This is a genomic window from Anaeromicrobium sediminis, assembly GCF_002270055.1.
Classification (GTDB): domain Bacteria; phylum Bacillota; class Clostridia; order Peptostreptococcales; family Thermotaleaceae; genus Anaeromicrobium; species Anaeromicrobium sediminis.
On record NZ_NIBG01000030.1, the window covers coordinates 18,291 to 34,776 of the forward strand.

The window sequence follows — 16,486 nt, forward strand, 5'->3', positions numbered from 1 at the left end:
ACAAAATTATATTTTTATTTTTCACCTATTTTACTCTTTATATGCTACTACCACATTGGCAAAGGTTTCATCTGAATAGTCACTTTCGTCAAATCCACCAAAGAACTTCATATTACTAAATCCAGCCTTATTTAAAAGTTCCTCTAAATCGACCTTTAATAGGGCAAATAATTCCACATCACTAGTATATTCTTTATTGTCCTCTTTAACAGATAACTTACCTGTGAATATTACTTTCTCATCTTTCATAGAATAAAGTCTTTCAAATACTACACCTTCGTCACTTCTATCTATAGTAGGAAGTTTTGTAACATTATTTTTTATAACCCTGTCGTAATTTACTATTTGTATTATTATAGCTCCATTATCATTTAGAATGTCATAGGTTTTTTTAAAGAATTCTCCAATTTCTTCTTTCCCATTTAAATGTACTAATGAATTTCCAATACAGTACACTCCATCATATTTTTTATCAATCTCATTAATGTCCATCATATTCATTTCATAGATGTCCATATCTATACTTTCCTTTGTTGCCTTATTTTCTAAAAGTTCCACCATATCAGAATCTAATTCTAGTGAATCTACTTCATAACCATCTTTACTCAGGCTAATAGAATAATTTCCCGTTCCAGCTGCCACATCTAATAATTTCTTTCTATCTCCCATATATTTTTTAATAAACCTTAATTGATTTTCTCCTGTTTTAAAAACCACATCATAATATGTGCTTAATTTTTCATAAAAACTCATACTTATATCTCCTTTAAAATCCTATTTTATTTTTATTTTACCCCAATTTTTATTTTCAAAGCAAAAAGTGACTAAAAAGACCCTTTGAATTTAAGAAAAAATTGACAATTAACACCTATAAATATTAGAATTCTAACAATAAGAATTCTAACATTTATATTAAAGAGGGGGGAAATTCAATGAAATCCTTATCAAAGGGACATATGATATTTAATGCCATTGATAAATTTATGCCTTGTTACTTTAAATTTATTAATCCAATTATACATAGGGAAAAGTCTAGAGAATATGGTTTAAATGAAAATCAAATTAAAGTACTTATGGCTATTGACCATGTTGGTTGTCTAACTTCTACCCAATTGAGCCACTTTCTCTTTATTAAGAAAGGTAGCTTAACAACTATTGTTCGTTCTTTAATTGAACTTGAGTTAATTAATAGGGAAGATGATCCTAATGATCAGAGGAAATACTATCTTTCTCTTACTGAAAAGGGAACATCCTTCGTTAAAGACAAAATAGAAGAAAATTCACAAGAACTAGGCACCATATTCAAAGATATGGGAGAAGATGACCTATACATTGTAACTAAGGGCTTAGAAACTTTATCTAAATATTTAGAAGGTAAGGGTGATGAATATGGGCAAAAGAGATAAAGAATATGATGCATTTGGTCCCTGGATTTTAGAAATTAATGAAAAACATACTATGCCACCATTGTTTATTGATTATTATACTCAAACAAATACACCATTACTTTTTATTAAAGTCCCTCGTAATGTAGATAGAAGGGATGCATGTCCTGGAATGAATCTATATGATTATGTAATAGCTATTTTTAATGAACATATGGAAATTCTACATAGAAAAAATGATGATTCCGTTAGGGTTATGACTATTCCTTATACAGACATTAAACTCATAAAAAACCGGCATAACCTTCTCAAAGGAACCTTATCACTATATATGAAAAAAGAAACTATTCAAATTGATTACAATACAGTTTCTGAAGATATAATAATGAAAATGATTAATTTTATTCGACTAGGTTATCTATCTTCTCCTATTGATACATTTAAATTTACACCTCTTTCAGATTTTTCTAATCAATTAGAAATACTTTATTTTAATCTTATTAAGGAAATGAAAACATACGATCCTAACATTGATATGTTGGCAATTCAGCCTAAAATCAACTTAAAAGAGGAATCCTTTTAAAAAACTATTACTAGGATTTTTAATAGAAAAAGCCTTGAAAGTAGTATCTTTTTCACTAATTACAAAGAGCTAATGACCTTAGAAAAGGGATTAAAATTTAAAAATCGTACAGAGGTTGATTATAGTTATGTATACACCTATTTGCCACTACATGAAATAAAAAATATAGAAATAGATCAATCTCAAATGGCAAAGGAAATTAATTGTTTAAAAGTATATACTAGTAATCATTGTCTTAATTATTCTTTCCATCATAAAAATTCTCAAATAATTTCCCTATACGACAGTTTGTGTAATATAAACAACTACAGTTGCACTTAACTATTGTTGTTTCCTTTCATTACATTTTGGGGCACATTTTATCCTTTATCCACTTCCATATTCTTCAAGTATAAAAATATCGGATATAAGCATTCATATTATACTTATTATCCGATATTTATTATAGTTTATTTAAATTTATTCTTCTTTTACCCTCCAAATACTTCCTCATTCATTCTCTGTCCTGCTTCAGTTATGGCAACTCCACCTAAAGCTGTTTCTCTCAGTTCAGAAGGAAGACTCTTTCCAACCTTGTACATGGCTGATACAGCATCATCAAATGGAATATAACTCTCAACTCCACCCATAACCATATCTGCTGCTGCTAGGGCATTTACAGCTCCCATGGCATTTCTCTTAGCACATGGTATCTCAACTAATCCTGCCACTGGGTCACAAACTAGTCCTAATACACATTTGATTACTATAGCCCCTGCATCTAAGGACTGCTTAGGTGTTCCACCCATCATTTCTACAACGGCTGCAGCTGCCATGGCTGCTGCAGAACCACATTCAGCTTGACATCCACCCTCTGCTCCTGACACGGTGGCATTAGTAGCTATTATATGGCCAACTCCTGAGGCTGTTAAAAGGGCTTGTACCATTTCATCTTCCGTTTTCTTTAACTTCTCTCCAGCTGTTATTAAAACTGATGGTAATATACCACAAGACCCAGCCGTAGGACATGCAACAATCTTGCCCATAGATGCATTTACTTCTGATGAAGATAAAGCCCTTGCCATAGCTGTAGCCATAACATTTCCTGTGAGAGTCTCCTTAGTTTCTATATATTCGTTCATTTTATAGGCATCTCCACCTATTAGGCCGCTAACAGATATTACTTTGTTATGAAGACCTTCTGTAGCTGAACTTTTCATAGTATTTAAAACATCTCTCATATTTTTCAATATTTGCTCTTCTTCCACTTCACTTAAATGAGCTTCGCTCTTTAATGTATGCTCCCATATTTTACATTGAGATTTTTCGCACACTTCCATTAACTCTTTACCTGATTTAGGAAACATCTTTATTACTCCTTTCCCTAGGAACTATATATTGATTATCTTTACATCATCTACAGCGTCTACCTTGCTTATACTATCTATTATGTCATTATTAATTTCCGAGTCAGTTTCTATTATCATTATGGCCTTTCCGCCCTTTTTTTCTCTAAATACCTTCATTTGAGCTATATTTATATTTTCATTTGAAATAGCATTTGTTATTTGTGTTATCACTCCTGGCATATCCCTATGGACACTTATAATAGTAGGATAACTTCCTGTAAACTCCATTGGTATTCCATCAATTTCAGTTATGATTATATTTCCTCCTCCAATTGAAGAACCCATAATCACAACCATTTCATCATTTTCCTTTTTTAATATGAACCTTACCGTATTAGGGTGTACGTCTCCCAAATCCCTTTCTATAAACTGGAATTTTATCCCTTTCTTCTCAGCTATAGTAAAGGAATGTCTTAAATTCTCATCCCAAGGATCCATACCCAATATTCCTGCTACTAAGGCCTTGTCTGTACCATGGCCCTTATATGTCTTTCCAAAGGAACCATGAAGTAGAAAGTCTACTTCCTTAATATGATCTCCACTTATAATCCTAGCCACTTTTCCTAGACGTGCAGCTCCTGCCGTATGGGAACTGGAAGGACCTATCATTATTGGACCAACTATGTCAAAGATACTGAATTCACTCAAAACTAAACAAACCTCCTATCCTATTACCTTCATTATACTGTTGGTTTTCTTCATTTTTTTGAATTATTGAGTCTATTATATCATAATTCCTATAAAAATGTTCTGAATTTTATTAGTTCAAAGCTAGACTATTCCTAATTTAATATTCAACACTTTATAGTTTTAACTGTTAATAAAAGTGAATATATGATAAAATATTGTTTAAATTAATATTGTTTTTCCCATATGTTTTTAGGTTCCTTGATAATTGTTAAAAATTTCATTATAATTTAAAACTTTTAATATTAAATAGTATAAAACTACTTCCATGTAGTTATACTACATAATTGTCTCCATTTGAAATTTTCCCAATTATTTTAATACCTAAAATTGTATTTAAATTTTATAGAAGGAGAATAGGTATGCAACTCGGAGAAAAAATTAAATATTTTCGAAAAAAAAGAGGACTAACTATAAAACAATTATCTACACTAACTGGTTTATCTAGTGGATTTATAAGCAATATCGAAAGAGACTTAAACAGTCCGTCTGTAAGTAATCTTCAGCAAATTTGTCAAGTCTTAGATATTAATATTGTAGATTTAATAGAACCTTCCGAGAAAAAAGAATCCGTAGTAATAAAAAAGGCTGATCGAAAAGAAATCTTCAAAAATGAAGATAATAATGTTAAGTTTGAATCCTTAACAGATGTAGAGAAACCACTAAGTTGTATATGTATTACTATAGAGCCTGGTAGTAACTATGGTAATACTTCTTGGGGTCATAACTTTGATGAAATGGGTCTAGTAGTATCAGGAACTTTAGAAATAACAGTAGATAATATTAAGTATGAATTAAATGCTGGTGATAGTGTATATATTAATAAATTTACACCTCACAACTATAGAAACCATGGTTCTATACCTTGTATCACATACTGGTTCTCGGCAAAAAATAATACTACCATATAAAATATTGGACGGGTAGTTAAATAGATTAAATTTAATCTATTTAACTACCCGTCCTTTAAATCTATTCAATAATATTGGCTACAGTGCCATTTACTACTTTAATCAAATCTTTAGGATTTAAATATAATTGTTGTCCTCTTATTCCTGCACTTACATATATTTTATCAAATTCTAAGGCACTTTCATGTATAAAAGTAGGATATGACTTTTTCATACCTATGGGAGATACTCCTCCTCGTATATATCCAGTTATCTTTTGTACATCTTTAAGTGGAATCATTTCTACTTTTTTATTTTGGCTAGCCTTTGCAAGGGATTTTAAATTTACATTCCTATCCCCTGGAATACATGCTACTAATATGTTATTTTTATTATTTTTTAAAACTAGAGTTTTAAATATCTTCTCTATACTCTGACCCGTTTCATGAGCCACATGAAGGGCGCTTAAATCACTTTCATCTACCTCATATGTTTTGATTTCATGTTCCACCTTATGTCTATCTAAAATTCTAGCTGCATTAGTCTTTTTCATAACTCTACCCCTTCTTAAATGGAAATTTATAACTATATTATACCAATATATTTGGGAAAAGGTATAAATTTCAAAAAATAAAAAAGGCATACTCCATATGCTTCGTTATGGAACCCTATGGTTCCCTTCGACGATTGCTAACGCAATCTGAACACCTTCCTTTAAAAGGCAGGGGAATTCTTCCCCCACACCCCCTTAGTTTTTTTACTTATTCATTTTAAAAAAAATCTATAGTTTTGTATAAAGTAAAAAAACACTCAATAGAGTGTTTTCACGGGAAGAGGTGGTTATATTGTTATATTGAATAAAAATAGACATTTGACAAAACTTTGTCAATCTGTAGTTAAAATTATAACAAATTTACAGCATATTTAAATAGGTCTATAGTCCTATTTGTATAAATGTATCCAATTATCCATACATAAACCCCTTATTTCATGGCCTTTACCCTAGGCGAAGTTCCTTTATTATCCATTTATCACTTTATTCGCTTAATGTACATATTTCGACATTGTTTAATTTATGTCATTGCCTTTATTCATTAATTTTTTTACTTTTTTCTTCATAGATTCTAATAAGGGGTGATTATATTGGCTATTTCTAATAAGGATCTTACCTTCCTAAAATGCACGATTGATAAAGGTATAAGGGTATTTAATTTGTATGCCCTCCCAATAGAACAACAAATACTTTGTAATGTTAATATCCGTTGTTATGGATATAACAATCATTCGCCTGGACCTATTATGTTGGCTTACAAGGGAGATAGAATTAGGGTTAATTTTACAAATCTCTTAGAAGAACCTTCCACAATTCATTGGCATGGCATAGATGTACCTTCTAATCAGGATGGAAGTGTAGAGGTGGGACAAAACTCTCAATTGGCTTTTCCAAAGGATACCATAACTTATGAATTTACATTGAATCAAGAAGGTACCCATATATATCATGCAGATTATCACGGTATGAATCAAATGTTAATGGGTCTTTGCGGTCCTTTAATTATCCTTCCTAATAAAAAGGAGGAATTTGATAAGGACTATATTATGTTTTTACAAGAATGGTATATTCCCATGGCAAAAAGAACAGTAATTCCTGGTACTTACAAAGTAAATCCATATATGCATGAATCTAACTTTTTCACTATAAACGGAAGATCATTTCCCTATACCCACCCTTTCATAGTTAATTATGGAGATAAGGTAAGGGTGAGAATTATTAATATATCAAAGACAAATCATCCAATTCACATTCATGGTCATCAATTTAAAGTAATAGCCACCGACGGAAATCCCATACCACCTAGTTGTCAATTAACCAAAAATACAATTATAGTTGGTGTGGGAGAAACTTATGATATAGAATTTATTGCTAATAATCCTGGTATATGGCCATTTCATTGTCATATGCCCCATCATATGACTAACAATATGGTTAATGGTTTAGGTGGTATGACCTTAGCCGTAAAATATGTAAAATAAAAAAGGTATACTTCGTATGCTTCGTTATGGAACCCTATGGTTCCCTTCGACGATTGCTAACGCAACCTGAACACCTTCCTTTAAAGAGGCAGGGGAATTCTTCCCCTACAACCCCTTCTTTTTTTTACTTATCTACAGTTTTAAGAGCATTATAATTTCCTAGTAAGTAAAAAATACTAGTCATTTTAGGCTAGTATTTTTATTAACACTATAAAAAATATTAAGTATTATTTCATCTACTTTACTATTATTAAACTGATATCCATTGCATTCACAGAATGGGTAAGAGCTCCCACAGAAATCACATGAACCCCTATTTCTGCAATAGATTTTAATCTCTCTATTTTAATATTTCCAGAAGCCTCAAGAATGGCCCTATCATTTGTGATCTCTACAGCTTCCTTCATGGTTTCTATATCCATATTATCTAACATAATAATATCTGACCTTGCCTCTAATGCCTCTTTTAATTCTCCTAGACATGTAACTTCTACTTCTATTTTCATAGTATGTGGAATATTTTCACGGGTCCTTTCTACGGCCTCTTTAATCCCTCCTACTGCCTTTATATGATTGTCCTTAATCATTACTGCATCTGATAAATTAAATCTATGGTTGTAACATCCTCCCACACGAACTGCATATTTCTCCAACATTCTAAGTCCTGGTGTGGTCTTTCTAGTATCTACTACCCTCGTATTATATTCCCCTACTAGGTCTGCATACTCTCGTGCTTTAGATGCAATCCCTGACATTCTCTGAATTAGGTTTAGAGACAGCCTTTCTCCTTTTAATATGTTTTTTGTATTCCCTTTAATTCTTGCAATATGGTCTCCTTTTTTTACCCTATCTCCATCTTTTTTTATGGGATAAAATTCTATATCCTGGTCTAATAATTGAAAGACCGCCTCTGCAATAGGAAGTCCTGCAATAACGCCATCTTCCTTTGCAATCATAAGAGCTTCTGAAATGCTATCATCATCAATTAATATGTCTGTAGTTGTGTCTCCATAGTTCATATCCTCTATAAGCCCATTTTTTATGATTTTCTCTACTAAAAATTTATTATACAATCTTTTCCCTCCCTATCTACTCTATAATGTGCCCCAAGGCTTTCTCTTCTTTTCAAAGCAGCTTCTATAATAAGTACTGCAACTGTACATATATTCATAGATTCATAATATTCTACTGAAGTTTTTTCTCCTAATAAACTACAGTATATTTTTTCCGTTTCCTTTAATGCATATCTTAATCCTTTCTCATTTCTAAGAATGGATACATGTTCATCCATTATATTTTGAATTTTTTCTTTTATCTGCTTAATATCTAAGTACTTATCATCTTTATATAAGCTCATTGGTCCTATAGGCAATGGTCTTATTTCTACCTGTTCAATATAACCATTTAAAGATTGAATAACTCTATTACCAAAGACAATCCCCTCTAGTAAAGAATTGCTTGCAAGCCTATTTGCACCATGTACTCCTGTACAACTACATTCCCCACATGCATAAAGTCCCTTAATGTTTGTTTTTCCATATTCATCCGTATATATGCCACCCATAATATAGTGCTGCACAGGAGACACTGGAATATATTCCTTTGTAATATCAATTCCTTGTTCTAAACATTTTTTATAGATAGTAGGAAATCTATTTTTAACAAAGTCAGGATCTTTATGTGTAATATCAAGATAAACATAGGGTTTCCCCGTTTTAACCTTCTCTGTAAAAATACTTCTTGCTACTATATCTCTCGGTGCTAAGTCAGCCATTTTATCATATTTTTTCATAAATGCTTCACCATTTGTATTTCTTAAAATAGCTCCTTCTCCTCTTACGGCTTCAGATATTAAGAATTTTTGTCCCCATTTTTCACTATACATGGCAGTAGGATGGAATTGTATAAACTCCATGTCAGAAATAACTGTTCCTGCTCTATATGCCATTGCAATGCCGTCTCCTGTAGCAACAGATGAATTTGTAGTATTTTTATAAACTTGACCTACTCCGCCTGTTGCCAAAACTACTGCCTTGCTTTGATAGATTGCCTTTTGTCCCTTTTCATTCAAAGTCAAAATTCCACAGACTGCATTTTCATTTGTTATAATATCCACAGCAAAGACATGTTCTTGAATCTGAATATTTTCTCTACATTTGGCTTCTTCTTTCAAGGCCCTTATGACTTCCCTTCCTGTAGCATCCTTTGCATGAAGAACCCTTCTTTTTGTATGCCCACCTTCTCTAGTTACCTTCAAGTTTTCATTTTCATCTCTATCAAAATCTGTACCATAATCTAATAGCTTTTGAATATTTTCTGGTGCTTCTTCAATTAAAATCTTTGTAGTTTCTACTCTGTTATAATAGGCTCCTGCTCTCAATGTATCCTCATAATGACATTTGAAATCATCTTGAGGATGTACACATGCAGCAATCCCCCCTTGAGCTAGATTACTATTGTTATCCTCGAGTTCCCCTTTTGAAAGAACCTTTACCTTATATTTATCATTTATATTTAAAGCAGTGAATAGTCCTGCAACTCCTGTTCCTAAAACAATCACATCACAGATTTCTTTTGGAATATTTGAATCATGAAAGCCACTAATATATCTGGATTTCATCATTTTCATCTCCTTAACTAAGCTCAAGCATTCTCTCAAGAGATCCTAAAGCTTTCTGTCTAACTTCTTCTTCTACTGTTATTTCGTGTTGTTCAAATGCCAAAGCCCTATAAATATGATCAAGGGTGGTCTTTTTCATATTAACGCAAGTTAATCCTTGTGATAATAAATAAAATTTCTTATCTGGATTATCTTTACAAAGTTTATGAATAACTCCCATTTCTGTACCAATAATAAATTCTTTCTTATGTGACTTACTTGCATAGTCAATAATTTGAGAAGTACTTCCAACAAAATCAGCTTTCTCAACTACCTCTGGTTTACATTCTGGGTGAACAAGTATCAATGCATCTGGACGATGTTCTCTAACTCTATCTACTTCTATCCCTTTCACACGATGATGGGTAATACAAAAACCTTCCCAAAGGATAATTTCCTTCTCTGGTACATGTTTTGCAATATAGCTTCCTAGATTTTGATCAGGTACAAATAGGATTTTATCTTCTTTAATTCCTTTTACAATCTTTATGGCATTAGAAGACGTACAGCAAACATCACTTTCAGCCTTCACTTCTGCCGAAGAATTTACATAACAGACAATTGGTATATGTGGATTTTCCCTTTTAAAAAGTTTAAGTTCCTCTGCATCCACCATATCTGCCATAGGACATCCTGCATCAACTGCAGGTAATAATACTTTTTTTTCAGGAGACAAAATTTTTGCACTTTCTGCCATAAAATGGACCCCTGCAAAAACAATTACATCTGCATGAGTTTTTGCTGCCTCTTGACTAAGTTTTAAGGAATCTCCCACAATATCGGCTATATCCTGTATTTCAGGTATTTGATAGTTATGAGCCAAAATAACGGCATTTTTTTCTTCTTTTAATCTCTGTATTTCACTTACCATTTCTTTTTCATTCATCTTTTCCAACCCCTTCTTTAATAGAATTTTCACTGTCATTACATCTGTCTTGTCACCTATTATAAAAAATATAACAAATCTTTTGTATTTATACAATACCCTAGATTTGTTATTAACCACTTACAAAAACCTTATACAATAATAGAGTTGTGTAAATTTCAAGTAATAAGCTTACACAACTCCAATTAATATTGTTATTTATATTTCTAATCTTTGCATTTTTTAGATTTCATTCTACTCTTCTACAATTAATTCTTTAAATAAATCTTCAAGCATTTTATAAAGGTATTCTTTGTGATTTTGAAAAATAGTTTTATCCTTGAAAAGAGTATTTGCAAAAACTAATCCACTAATGACTCGACTAATAAATGCTTTTTCATCTTTATACTCTTTTACCTTGAAAAATGGATGTTCCTTTTCAATTGTCCTACCTATTTCCCTATAGAAATCTTTTTCTAATTCCATGTGTATCTGTTCAAACTGCGGTTCATAAATCATTTCATAAGCAAACATAAGGTATAGGTTCTTTTCCGGTAACTCTGCCGTTATTTTTTCTACTGCTGCCTCTGCTAATACTTTACATAATTCATCCTTGCTTTTCACTGAATTTATGCCTTTTTTAATTACTCTTTGCTTACTAATGTTATTGCCGTCCTTCATTATAGCTACTAGTATTTCTTTTGTACTTCCAAAATAATTATATACTCCACCCTTTGAAAGACTTGTATTATCTATTACATCTTCCATTGTAGTATTTTTATATCCCTTTTTCAAAAATACTTCCAAGGCACCTTTTTTTATTTCTTCAACTCTCTCTTGTCTAGTTTTTCTTTGAAATTTGGCCATCTGTCTTCCTCCAAGTGTATAGTATAGTCTAGTTTACTTTAATTTTTATTATTTTTGCCATCTTTTTCAATCTTGGAATTATGGAAAAAAGCCTCAAACCTTTCCATCGTTTCCCTCCAATGTCCATATGATACCATTCTCCTGTGAACTTAAGCCTATCATCAAAGGACTCTACCTCTTTTCCTGACTTAAATCCAGAAAGAAACTCAGCTTTTGTCTTTAGCTTTTTCACTGATTCATGTCTCTTTGCTCTTCCTACGGCTAAAGGGTCCATTGCTTCAAAAATCATATGGGAATTTGTAAAGTTATCTGCTAATTTTTTAAACAATTCTTGTAATTGTTCCATACTAAAATACATTAGTATTCCCTCTGCAATAAAAAGAACTTTATCCCTTTTGTCTATTAAATCTATCCACTGGTAATCAAATAAAGATTTTTCTATAAATTTAAGTTGATCCGTTTCATCTATAAATTTTTTTCTAATATTAATTCCCTCTACCAAATCTATATCATACCAATTAGCTTCCTTAATATCTATTCTCGTAGGTCGTGTATCTAAACCTGCGCCCATATTTATTATAGTTCCTTTAGGATTATTTTCAATATATTCTTTAGTCAAATTATCTAATATTTTAGTTCTTGCTGCAACTCCAACTTGTGTTTTATAAAATTCATCATAACTGCCAAATATGGAAAAATCATAATCAATTTGTTCTATTATCTCTAAAGCTTTAAAATCTTTTATTATACTATCTTCTCTTTTTGTCTCCTGTGCCTTCGCCCATAATGGTATAAGCATTGTTTCAGGAACCCCTACTAATTGCACCTCATGCTTTTGCATATTAATTCACTCCTTCTATATATTTAATATTTGTACTTTTCTTAAACCTTTTCATAATAAACCCCTTAATATCGTCTAATATTGTGTAAACTACTGGAACAACAATCAAAGTAAGTATGGTAGATGTAATCATTCCTCCCATTATGGCATGGGCCATTGGTGCTCTGGCTTCTGCTCCAGGTCCTAATGCTAGGCCTAGAGGAATCATCCCAAATATGGTTGACAAGGAAGTCATCATTATAGGTCTAAACCTTGTATTTCCAGCCTTCAATATGGCCTCAGTTCTCTCTATGTTAGCTTCCCTTTGCTGCTTAATATAATCAATGAGCAATATGGCGTTTTTTGTAACTAATCCCATAAGCATTATTACACCAACCATAGACATCATGCTCAAATCACTACCTAGAGCTAATAAGCCAAGTATTGTTCCGATTATGGCCAAAGGCAATGATAGCATTATAGCAAAAGGGTCTATGAAACTTTCAAATTGGGCTGCCAATATGAAGAAGATAAACAATACGGCTGTAACTAATGCTTTGAGCATATTTATAAATGTCTCCTCCATCATCTCAGCATCTCCCTTTGCCTCAATTGAATAACCTTCTGGAATTTCTATTTCCTTTTCTAATCTATCAAAGAATATTTTATTGAACTCTCCTATTGAAACTCCATCCACATTTGCTGATACAAAGACTTCCTTCTTTCTGTCAAATCTTCTAAGTTCATTTGATGTAGTATCAAATATAATATTAGTAACTTGATCTAAGGAAACTAATTCTTCATTTTTGGTACTATATAAATATATATTTTCTAAATCACTCATATTTTTTCTCTCTTTATCATCAAGTATTAGCTTTACATCATATCTATCTTCACCTGATGAATATTTACTGACTACTTTTCCACTAAATAAAGTATGCATGGTATCTGCAATCTGAGCTGTAGATATTCCAAGATCATTAGCTTTCTCATGGTCAATTTTTATATTTACCTGTGGACTTCCCGGTTTATAGCTACTAGATACATCTACAGCACCTGGAATTCCATTCATAAGCTTTACTGTCTTTTCTCCTAGTCTTTGAATCACTTCTGGATCCTCTCCTAAGACATATATCTGAACCTTCTTATCCGTATCAAATGCTTTTATATTAAAAGCACTTTGAATACCGGGTATCTCTTTAAATTTATTTCTAAGCTGTGCAATTACTTGTTCTATAGTAAGCTCCCTATGATTTTTATCATTTAGTTTTACAAATATGTCTATTTTATCTGATTTTATAGTTCCATATGTTTTTATAACATGAGGTGTATCATTTAATATTTTTTCTATTTCTAATGTTTTCCTCTCAGCTGCATCCATACTAAGGCCCGAATCTAATTCCACTGCAATCATAAATTCTCCTATATCAGCAGTAGTTATAAAGCTTGATCCTAAATGAGGTATAGTCATAAGACTTCCTACGAACATTAATATAGCTATAATCATTGTAACTATTCTGTGCCTTAATGATATTCTCAAAACACTTAAATAAACTTTTATGAGTCTATCAAAGTTATTGTTAAAGTGATCTAATACTCTATACACTATATTTCTATTCTTTGTTAGGTTCTCCATTTTTAAAAGCCTTGAAGAAAGCATAGGTGTAAGTGTAAGGGCAACTAATGTGGATACTAAAACACTAAAGGCCACGGTTATGCCAAATTGTTGAAAAAACCTTCCTATCACTCCATCCATAAGTCCAACGGGCAAGAATGCTGCAACAATTGAAAGGGTTGTAGCAATAATAGCAAAACCTATTTCTTCCATAGATTCTTTTGCTGCTTCCATGTTTTTTTTTCCCATACTCATATGCCTTGATATATTTTCTATGACAACTATGGTATCGTCTATTAACATTCCTACGGAAAGAGAAAGTGCCATAAGAGACATGGTATTTAATGAAAATTTTAATATCTTCATAACAAAGAAAGTTGTTATGATTGAAGTTGGGAGAGTTATGGCACTAATCAGTGTACTTCTCCAATCCTTTAAGAATACAAATATAACAAATATGGCCAGAATACTTCCTATAAAAATAGTTTGAATAACATCTTCTATGGAATTTCTAATATTTATTGAATTATCCATTATTACTTCTATCTTTACATTTGCAGGTAAATCCTTTTGTATTTTGTCTATTGTTTTCTTTATTTTATCTGCTATCTCCACAGTATTTGTCTTTGCTTGCTTTATTATATCTATACCTATAGATTCACTACCACTATAGCTTGATAAACTGTCTTGTTCCTTTATTCCATCTACTACTATGGCAATATCCTTTACATAAATTAATACTCCATCTTTTTTCCCTACTACTAAATTGTAAAAATCCCATATATTTTTTAAATTCCCCTCTGTACGTAAAAATATTTGGTTATGGGCCATTGTAAGTTTGCCCACTGGCACATCCATATTTTCGCCCTTTAAGCTATTTACAACCTCTTCAGTAGTAAGTCCATATGCAGCCATTTTTTCTTTATTTAACTTTATTTGAATTTCTCTTTCTGCCCTGCCATATATATTCACTGCTCCCACACCATCTATTGATGTTAATTTTTCCTTTATTTTATCGTCTACTATCTGTGTAAGATTTTTCATTGTCCCATTTCCCGTTACAGCTATAGTTACTATGGGTGCAGCACTTGGGTCAAACCTTTCAATAATTGGCTCTTCTATATCAGCAGGTAACTGGCCTCTTACTGAGCTTATTTTATCCCTGATGTCTTGGGCCGCAACAGGTGCAGAAGTTTCTAAAGTGAATTCTGCCCAAATAATTGAAACCCCTTCTCGAACAATTGTATAAATATGCTTAACCCCAGCTACCTGAGCCACTGCTTCTTCAACTTTCTGAGAAATATTATTTTCAATCTGCTGAGCAGATGCTCCTGGTTCTACAATAGTTATAGATACATAGGGAAACTCCATCTCTGGATATTCATTTACACTTAAATCAAAATAGCTAAGTATTCCAAGGGTTACTAGTCCTAAGATTAAAACAATTGCAAAAACTGGTCTTTTTATACTAACATCAGATATATACATAAGCTACTCCCCTTTCCTCACTTATTTAAAAGTAACTTTACCAAGTCTTCATCTTTTAATTGATTTAAATTTGTAACAGCAACCACTTGATCCTTTTGTAATCCTGATTTTATAACTACATTATCATTTATAATTTCTCCAATTTCTACGGATACCCGTTTAGCTTTATTCTCATCTATAACATATGTATAGTATTCCCCTTCTCCACCGAGTAATGACTTAACTGGTATGTAGACCAGATTATTTTCATTTCCCGTTTTAATATGACAACTAGCAAACATACCTGGCTTTAAAAGAAAATCTTTATTTTTTATAAGTATCTTAGTTTTAAAAGTACGATTGGACTCTTTTGCTATACTCCCTATTTCTTTTATATATCCTTTAAATTCTTTATCTCCATAAGAATCTATCTCTATTTTTACTTCTTGATTTAATTTTACTTTTGATAAATCAGACTGTTTAATATTTACAATCATATATACAGAAGAAATATCTCTTATTTCCATTAACTCCATTCCTGGTGATAAAACTTGCCCTATTGACACATCTTTCCTTGTAACAATTCCCTTCATAGGTGAAAAAATTGATGTATTACTAAAAGCTTCTTTAGCAATTGCAATTCCTGTTTCAGCACTTCTCAACTCTGCCTTTGCCACTAAGTATAGAGTATTTACATTATCATATTCACTTTTAGATACTATCCCCTGATCATATAATCTTTTTACTCTATCATGATTTATCTTTGCTGAATCAAAATTAGCCTTTGCTTTTTCAAATGTGGCTTTAGATAATTCCACATTATTTTCATTATCTTCTCTTTCTAGTCCCAAAAGTAACTGACCCTTCTTAACAAAATCTCCATCCTTTGCTTTTATCATATTGACCTTTCCAGATATTTTACTACTTACAAAAGCCTTTTCTTTTTCTTCTATGGTTCCTGTAAGATGAATGATTTCTTCTACTTCCATTTCCTTAACCTTTTCCCCTTGAATATTCATGACTATTGGTAAAATTTTCTTAGTGTCTTCAGCTTTTCCTACAAATAAACCATCTTTTTTCGAATACCCACCAATACCAATAATCCCTATTATCAGGAGTATTATTACTTTCTTTTTAATTTTCACAATTCTCCCCCCTTTTTTAGCAACCGACGTCACCGTCAATTAATTATATCATCATTGATAATCATTATCAATAACTTTGTG

The 16,486-nt window shown here is 31.7% G+C and carries 16 protein-coding genes; 5 read left to right on the forward strand and 11 right to left on the reverse strand.

The genetic code is table 11. The annotated features are described in order from the left end of the window. Nucleotides 1-30 precede the first annotated feature (30 nt). The gene (locus CCE28_RS20065; RefSeq protein WP_095135733.1) at nucleotides 31-753 is read right to left on the reverse strand and encodes a class I SAM-dependent methyltransferase; all 723 of its coding nucleotides are present in this window, start codon (nucleotides 751-753) and stop codon (nucleotides 31-33) included. A gap of 179 nt (nucleotides 754-932) precedes the next feature. Here CCE28_RS20065 and CCE28_RS20070 point away from each other — a divergent pair, with 179 nt between their 5' ends. The 3 genes from CCE28_RS20070 (at nucleotide 933) to CCE28_RS21905 (ending at nucleotide 2,289) form a co-directional block, all read left to right on the forward strand. Next, nucleotides 933-1,406 carry a MarR family winged helix-turn-helix transcriptional regulator gene (locus CCE28_RS20070; protein WP_095135734.1) on the forward strand — a complete coding sequence of 158 codons (474 nt, stop codon included), beginning with the start codon at nucleotides 933-935 and terminating at the stop codon, nucleotides 1,404-1,406. Further along, entirely contained in the window at nucleotides 1,390-1,968 is a 579-nt protein-coding gene (locus CCE28_RS20075) for a hypothetical protein (RefSeq protein ID WP_141228396.1), read from the forward strand. The genes CCE28_RS20070 and CCE28_RS20075 overlap by 17 nt, the downstream gene beginning before the upstream one ends. A gap of 72 nt (nucleotides 1,969-2,040) precedes the next feature. Further along, nucleotides 2,041-2,289: a hypothetical protein gene (locus tag CCE28_RS21905; RefSeq protein ID WP_141228397.1), complete on the forward strand. Its 249-nt coding sequence runs from the start codon at nucleotides 2,041-2,043 to the stop codon at nucleotides 2,287-2,289. A gap of 149 nt (nucleotides 2,290-2,438) precedes the next feature. Here the strand turns inward: CCE28_RS21905 and sdaAA are convergent, their stop codons facing one another. Next, nucleotides 2,439-3,314 carry an L-serine ammonia-lyase, iron-sulfur-dependent, subunit alpha gene (gene sdaAA / locus CCE28_RS20080; protein WP_095135738.1) on the reverse strand — a complete coding sequence of 292 codons (876 nt, stop codon included), beginning with the start codon at nucleotides 3,312-3,314 and terminating at the stop codon, nucleotides 2,439-2,441. 24 nt (nucleotides 3,315-3,338) lie between these two features. Next, on the reverse strand, nucleotides 3,339-4,004 hold the full coding sequence (sdaAB, locus tag CCE28_RS20085) for an L-serine ammonia-lyase, iron-sulfur-dependent subunit beta (protein ID WP_095135740.1): 666 nt from the start codon (nucleotides 4,002-4,004) through the stop codon (nucleotides 3,339-3,341). Between the two features lie 401 nt (nucleotides 4,005-4,405). On the opposite strand from sdaAB, the gene CCE28_RS20090 reads away from it, so the two are divergent. Next, nucleotides 4,406-4,954, forward strand: a complete 549-nt coding sequence (locus CCE28_RS20090) for a cupin domain-containing protein (protein ID WP_095135742.1) — start codon at nucleotides 4,406-4,408, stop codon at nucleotides 4,952-4,954. 61 nt (nucleotides 4,955-5,015) lie between these two features. Here CCE28_RS20090 and ybaK read toward each other — a convergent pair whose 3' ends face one another. Beyond that, the gene (gene ybaK / locus CCE28_RS20095; protein WP_095135744.1) at nucleotides 5,016-5,486 is read right to left on the reverse strand and encodes a Cys-tRNA(Pro) deacylase; all 471 of its coding nucleotides are present in this window, start codon (nucleotides 5,484-5,486) and stop codon (nucleotides 5,016-5,018) included. A 590-nt stretch (nucleotides 5,487-6,076) separates the two neighbouring features. Between ybaK and CCE28_RS20100 the strand changes: the two genes are divergently transcribed. Beyond that, entirely contained in the window at nucleotides 6,077-6,967 is an 891-nt protein-coding gene (locus tag CCE28_RS20100; RefSeq protein WP_207652939.1) for a multicopper oxidase domain-containing protein, read from the forward strand. 236 nt (nucleotides 6,968-7,203) lie between these two features. Here CCE28_RS20100 and nadC read toward each other — a convergent pair whose 3' ends face one another. The 7 genes from nadC to CCE28_RS20135 form a co-directional block, all read right to left on the reverse strand. Beyond that, nucleotides 7,204-8,040 carry a carboxylating nicotinate-nucleotide diphosphorylase gene (gene nadC / locus CCE28_RS20105; RefSeq protein WP_095135746.1) on the reverse strand — a complete coding sequence of 279 codons (837 nt, stop codon included), beginning with the start codon at nucleotides 8,038-8,040 and terminating at the stop codon, nucleotides 7,204-7,206. Continuing rightward, a complete protein-coding gene (gene nadB, locus CCE28_RS20110) occupies nucleotides 8,022-9,587 on the reverse strand; it encodes an L-aspartate oxidase (protein ID WP_095135748.1) in 1,566 nt (521 codons plus the stop codon). The genes nadC and nadB overlap by 19 nt, the downstream gene beginning before the upstream one ends. Nucleotides 9,588-9,600: 13 nt before the next feature. Further along, nucleotides 9,601-10,512, reverse strand: a complete 912-nt coding sequence (gene nadA, locus CCE28_RS20115; RefSeq protein ID WP_095135750.1) for a quinolinate synthase NadA — start codon at nucleotides 10,510-10,512, stop codon at nucleotides 9,601-9,603. A gap of 234 nt (nucleotides 10,513-10,746) precedes the next feature. Beyond that, entirely contained in the window at nucleotides 10,747-11,358 is a 612-nt protein-coding gene (locus CCE28_RS20120) for a TetR/AcrR family transcriptional regulator (RefSeq protein WP_095135752.1), read from the reverse strand. A gap of 28 nt (nucleotides 11,359-11,386) precedes the next feature. Further along, a complete protein-coding gene (locus tag CCE28_RS20125; protein WP_095135754.1) occupies nucleotides 11,387-12,199 on the reverse strand; it encodes a class I SAM-dependent methyltransferase in 813 nt (270 codons plus the stop codon). 1 nt (nucleotide 12,200) lies between these two features. Further along, complete coding sequence (locus CCE28_RS20130; protein ID WP_095135756.1) at nucleotides 12,201-15,281, reverse strand: efflux RND transporter permease subunit; 3,081 nt, start codon at nucleotides 15,279-15,281, stop codon at nucleotides 12,201-12,203. Nucleotides 15,282-15,298: 17 nt separating this feature from the next. After that, entirely contained in the window at nucleotides 15,299-16,405 is a 1,107-nt protein-coding gene (locus CCE28_RS20135) for an efflux RND transporter periplasmic adaptor subunit (protein ID WP_095135758.1), read from the reverse strand. Nucleotides 16,406-16,486 lie beyond the last annotated feature (81 nt).

Bases quoted from the DNA above. Each gene is read 5' to 3' on its own strand.
- CCE28_RS20125 (WP_095135754.1), bottom strand. From the start codon at position 12,199: ATGCAAAAGCATGAGGTGCAATTAGTAGGGGTTCCTGAAACAATGCTT.
- nadA (WP_095135750.1), bottom strand. From the start codon at position 10,512: ATGAATGAAAAAGAAATGGTAAGTGAAATACAGAGATTAAAAGAAGAA.
- CCE28_RS20075 (WP_141228396.1), top strand. From the start codon at position 1,390: ATGGGCAAAAGAGATAAAGAATATGATGCATTTGGTCCCTGGATTTTA.
- CCE28_RS20130 (WP_095135756.1), bottom strand. From the start codon at position 15,281: ATGTATATATCTGATGTTAGTATAAAAAGACCAGTTTTTGCAATTGTT.
- CCE28_RS20120 (WP_095135752.1), bottom strand. From the start codon at position 11,358: ATGGCCAAATTTCAAAGAAAAACTAGACAAGAGAGAGTTGAAGAAATA.
- sdaAA (WP_095135738.1), bottom strand. From the start codon at position 3,314: ATGTTTCCTAAATCAGGTAAAGAGTTAATGGAAGTGTGCGAAAAATCT.
- nadB (WP_095135748.1), bottom strand. From the start codon at position 9,587: ATGAAATCCAGATATATTAGTGGCTTTCATGATTCAAATATTCCAAAA.
- ybaK (WP_095135744.1), bottom strand. From the start codon at position 5,486: ATGAAAAAGACTAATGCAGCTAGAATTTTAGATAGACATAAGGTGGAA.
- CCE28_RS20070 (WP_095135734.1), top strand. From the start codon at position 933: ATGAAATCCTTATCAAAGGGACATATGATATTTAATGCCATTGATAAA.
- CCE28_RS21905 (WP_141228397.1), top strand. From the start codon at position 2,041: ATGACCTTAGAAAAGGGATTAAAATTTAAAAATCGTACAGAGGTTGAT.
- CCE28_RS20090 (WP_095135742.1), top strand. From the start codon at position 4,406: ATGCAACTCGGAGAAAAAATTAAATATTTTCGAAAAAAAAGAGGACTA.
- CCE28_RS20065 (WP_095135733.1), bottom strand. From the start codon at position 753: ATGAGTTTTTATGAAAAATTAAGCACATATTATGATGTGGTTTTTAAA.